The 4,131-nt window shown below is 48.2% G+C and carries 5 protein-coding genes; 1 reads left to right on the top strand and 4 read right to left on the bottom strand.

Features of this window, described 5'->3' with window-relative positions; translation table 11 throughout:
- Positions 1-367: 367 nt before the first annotated feature.
- The 4 genes from NDI45_RS30650 to NDI45_RS30635 all read right to left on the bottom strand — a co-directional run bounded on the left by NDI45_RS30650 (position 368) and on the right by NDI45_RS30635 (position 2,611).
- Positions 368-784 (bottom strand): choice-of-anchor tandem repeat GloVer-containing protein, encoded by a 417-nt coding sequence (locus tag NDI45_RS30650; protein ID WP_348250054.1) that lies wholly within the window; start codon positions 782-784, stop codon positions 368-370.
- 2 nt (positions 785-786) lie between these two features.
- On the bottom strand, positions 787-1,389 hold the full coding sequence (locus NDI45_RS30645) for a choice-of-anchor tandem repeat GloVer-containing protein (protein WP_348250053.1): 603 nt from the start codon (positions 1,387-1,389) through the stop codon (positions 787-789).
- Between the two features lie 59 nt (positions 1,390-1,448).
- Entirely contained in the window at positions 1,449-2,147 is a 699-nt protein-coding gene (locus NDI45_RS30640) for a hypothetical protein (protein ID WP_348250052.1), read from the bottom strand.
- An 86-nt stretch (positions 2,148-2,233) separates the two neighbouring features.
- Positions 2,234-2,611, bottom strand: a complete 378-nt coding sequence (locus tag NDI45_RS30635) for a hypothetical protein (protein ID WP_348250051.1) — start codon at positions 2,609-2,611, stop codon at positions 2,234-2,236.
- Between the two features lie 399 nt (positions 2,612-3,010).
- Between NDI45_RS30635 and NDI45_RS30630 the strand changes: the two genes are divergently transcribed.
- Positions 3,011-4,066 (top strand): AAA-like domain-containing protein, encoded by a 1,056-nt coding sequence (locus tag NDI45_RS30630; protein WP_348250050.1) that lies wholly within the window; start codon positions 3,011-3,013, stop codon positions 4,064-4,066.
- Positions 4,067-4,131: the final 65 nt, after the last annotated feature.

Genomic DNA, 4,131 nt, shown 5'->3' with positions numbered 1-4,131 from the left:
GTGCCAACGCCGTGATTCAATTGGGTCAGTGCTGGTTTGATAGCGAGTTTTGAGTTCCTCACTACTGAGATGTTTTTCCAGTGTCAGTGTACGTGCCATGCTCCTATTTTATAGTGTTACTGCTTAGCCGGATTTCGTATGACACTCTGATCAATCTGCGGCATTTCTGCCAGGGTTAACCCATTTGTCATTCATCCCTTTTGAGGTCTCGGCAATAGAGACTCAGAGTTGTCGTGCTTTGAAGTCAGAAATATGGGCAAGAGTAGCAGGAAATCGATCCTAATCGATCGTTCTGTTCCTTTAAAAGCTCAATTTGGCCTTGCTATTCAATCTCTCCTATCAACTTTTATGCAAAACCCGCAACCAGTTAGTAGCCTAGCGGAGTCAGTTTTCCCTGGGGTGTGAGGCGAAACACCATACCGGGGTCAGGCGGTTCTGGTCCGATGGCAGTACCGTAAAAGTTGCCGTCATTGCCCTGAATCAGGCGATTAAACAGAAAGTTGCGGTCAAGGGTAGCAATCGCGGTCTTTTGTCCGTCTGGGGTTAAACGAAAGAAGTTGCCAAATAGCGTAACCCCGTAAAAGTCGCCGTCCTGTGCTTCTACCAGGCGACTGGGGTAGGCATCGCGGCTCAGGTTATCGTTTAGCCCTGCAAATTGGGCGAATGGAATCAACGTTTGGTTATCGGTCAGGCGAAAAATGGTGGCTGCACCATCTGCCATGTATTGCGTGCCGTAAAAGTTGCCATGCGTGACATAGAAATTACCCGATCGATCCTGAATCAAATCTAGTGCTCCCGGAAACCGATCGACCTTGAAGTTAGGGTGGTCAGTTCTCCGGCGGGCGTGAGGCGGAAGATTGTACCTTGCTGATGGTCTCCACTCATATAGGTTGTGCCGTAGAAATTGCCATCCTGCGCCTGAATGAGGGGACGCTGAGGACTAGAGCCGTTTTTGCGATCGAACACTGCCAGCGTCGTCAGTTGTCCGGCTGTGGTGACGCGAAAGACCGTGCCAAACCCCTGTCCATTTGCGCCGCCACCAGAAGTTGTGCCGTACAGATTGCCATCACGTCCCAAAATTAGCTCTGCTTCCGGGTTGTAGCCCTGAGTTTCGCCATGCAGATGCACGATCGGCTGAATCTGCCCGTTGCGGGTGAGGCGAAAGATTACTCCGGGTCCAATCCGTCCTCCTTCAGTAATGCCATAAAAGTTACCGTCTCCTGCTCGAACCAATCCTAACGGGTTGCTGCCGTTATCGCCCTGAAAGTAAGCGATCGTGGTGAATGTTACTTTCTGGGACTCTGAAGATGCAGTTGCTTCAGCAGGCGGAGTAGACGAAGTAACGTTGTCAGGTTGACAGCCGGATAAACCTGCGGACAAGCTCAGCAAAATGAAAAAAAGAGGATAAATGACCGGAATCTTTCTCACAGATAAAACGACAGGCAAAACTATTGGGTGAATAATGTCGAGATATTGCCGCGAAAGGGTTGTTCTGTACAGTTTGCCCCCTCGCCACAGAAAACATTCGCTTCAAAGGTGCGATTATCGATCCACTTGAAGCTGCTTAAGTCAGCTGTGGCAGTCGTCTGCTCAAACATCTTCGATTCCTGGGTCTGCAAGTCAAGCGCGACAAACCAGGAAACGCCCTCCATTGACTCGGCAAACAGGCCATACCGCTCGTCGGCTGTCCACTGTACCCAGTTAAGTCCGCCGTATTTTGCAATATCGATCTTCTGAGCGGTTCCTGACTTGCGATCAACCAGATACACCGACCAGCACAGTCCTGCTCCACTGGTCCTGCCTTCACACGCTTTCACGATATTAAATCTACCAGACGGCGACGGATCAGAAACAATCAGCCGTTGAGCGTAAGTGACTACGCCATCGCTCCTGTAGCTCACTGGAATTTCGGTCAGCAGCACTTTGTCTTGATGCACCAACCTGCCGTCATTGCTGAACGTTAACCCTTGCGCCGATTCGCCTTGCAAAATCTCTGCCCATTCCTGAACACCTGCCAGTTTAGGAAGGCTGGGAGAAGCTGCCGGAGTTGGCGTAGATGCCGTGACCTTTTCCGGACTGGGTGAGGTAGCTTCAGGCTGCGATCGGGTCGTCGTAGCAATGCATCCAGCGATCGTACTGCCTATCATCCAGCATCCAACCACCCAAACGATCAATTGGTTTCTACTGCGATTTTTGCTGCGATTGCAATTCATCTCGGTTGCTCTCAGTGGGTTTATAGCAAATCAATGCGACTGTCATGAATCCAGCAGTTGCCGTTGGGGTTGTGGAACCAAGATTCGCCTTTGTTGTCTACCTGACGGCGATCGATTTCGACAAATGAGTTACCCGGAAAGCGGGTTACGACTCTGCTCCAGGGTGCAACGCGGCAGTTTGACTGCTCTTGCTCATCGCCTGCAATTTTGCCCATACGGGGAAAGACATCGGCATTGTCGGGCAAGTTGTCGCGTTCGTGGTAAATATTGTCTAGAGGAGCGGGGTTAGAATCAGGGGCTCGTTGAGCCACGGTCGGCAGTTGCAGTCCGATCGCAAGGCTTAAAACGGTGCTGCTCCAGAGGAATGATCTAAGCGAGGAGCTGAATGATTGCTGCATGATTTCAATCTGTGCTGCTAGAAAGATGAATTTGGAAGCCTCAGCAGATGTGACTTCGAGTTTGAAGCTGAGGTTTCCAGCTTAGCGACATGATTTAAAACTGATGGATTTGTGCAGAAAAATGATCACACGGCATTTTGATCTACCCCATAATTCTGGCAATCGAGTTTCCCTAGTCTCAGAGTTTCCCAGGATTGGGAGATTTAGAGGGTAATGCAGGACTATTAGTACTTCTTAGACATCCTTTAACACAATTCTGTTTTAGCCTGCTCAAAAGTTATTCTATAGATTTGAGTTTGAATGCCACTAAAATTGTGCATTCTTCTGCACAAATTCTCTGACTCGTTTATATCTCATCTACAGTGGAATAGTACAGGTCGTTATCCCACTCGTGTTTCTATGGGTTACGAGTATCAGGTTGGGGGAAGTCTCAGGATTGATGCTCCCAGCTATGTTGAGCGACAGGCAGACCAAGAACTCTATGCTGCCTTGAAAGCGGGACAGTTTTGCTACGTGTTTAACTGTCGGCAAATGGGCAAGTCAAGCTTGCGAGTACGGGTGATGCATCGTTTGCGAATGGAGGGAGTTTGCTGCATTGCGATCGACATGACGCGAGTGGGAAATGAGCATTTGACTCCGCAGCAATGGTATGAGCGAGTCGTTTCAGAATTATGGCGCAGTGCGAATTTAATTGGCAAAGTCAATTTGAAAGCCTGGTTGAACGATCGTCCGTCTTTAACGCACATTCATCTCCTCAGCACGTTTATTGATGATGTGCTTTTATTTTATTTTGCAAATCAGCCAGTCATCATTTTTATTGATGAAATTGATAGCGTTCTCAGCCTAAAATTTGCAATTAACGACTTCTTTGCTTTAATTCGTTCTTACGCAAACGATCGAGAAAGTAATGCGAAGACAAATCTTACATTTTGTCTACTTGGTGTCGCCACTCCTTCTAATTTGATCCAGGATAAAATCCGCACTCCTTTTAATATTGGTCAGGCGATCGCGCTCAACGGCTTTCAATATGAAGAAGCAAAGATTCTTATTGAGGGATTAACTGGTGCGATCGAAGATCCGCAAGCTGCTCTTCAAGAAATTTTGAATTGGACAGGCGGACAGCCCTTTCTCACACAGAAAGTTTGTCGCCTGGTAATAGAATATTGGCGTTCATCGCCGTATCACAGCCAGGATCCAAAAGCTACAATCGCTCACCTGATCCACACCCATCTCATCCAGCACTGGGAAACTCAGGATGAGCCAGAGCATTTACGAACCATTCGCGATCGTCTGCTCCGACACGAGAAACAAACCAGTCAGTTATTAGGCATCTATCAGCAAATTTTGCAGCAAAAAAGCGTGATTTCAGATGAGAGTTCATCCCAGCTAGAACTTCGTCTATCGGGGCTAGTAGTCTGCCAAGGGAACTTTGCCTGGTGGGGTTATTTCTGGTAAGGTGACTCAAATCCAGGAAGATCATTATGAGTCAGAAGCGTTACATCGTCGATTTAACGGATGCC

Source organism: Leptolyngbya sp. GB1-A1, assembly GCF_039962475.1.
Classification (GTDB): domain Bacteria; phylum Cyanobacteriota; class Cyanobacteriia; order Elainellales; family Elainellaceae; genus Leptolyngbya_A.
Note: the sequence above shows the minus strand (reverse complement) of the source record. Positions and strands in the feature narration are given on the sequence as shown.

Coding starts and splice junctions, on each gene's coding strand:
- NDI45_RS30635 (WP_348250051.1), bottom strand. CDS start 2,611: ATGCAGCAATCATTCAGCTCCTCGCTTAGATCATTCCTCTGGAGCAGC.
- NDI45_RS30630 (WP_348250050.1), top strand. CDS start 3,011: ATGGGTTACGAGTATCAGGTTGGGGGAAGTCTCAGGATTGATGCTCCC.
- NDI45_RS30640 (WP_348250052.1), bottom strand. CDS start 2,147: ATGATAGGCAGTACGATCGCTGGATGCATTGCTACGACGACCCGATCG.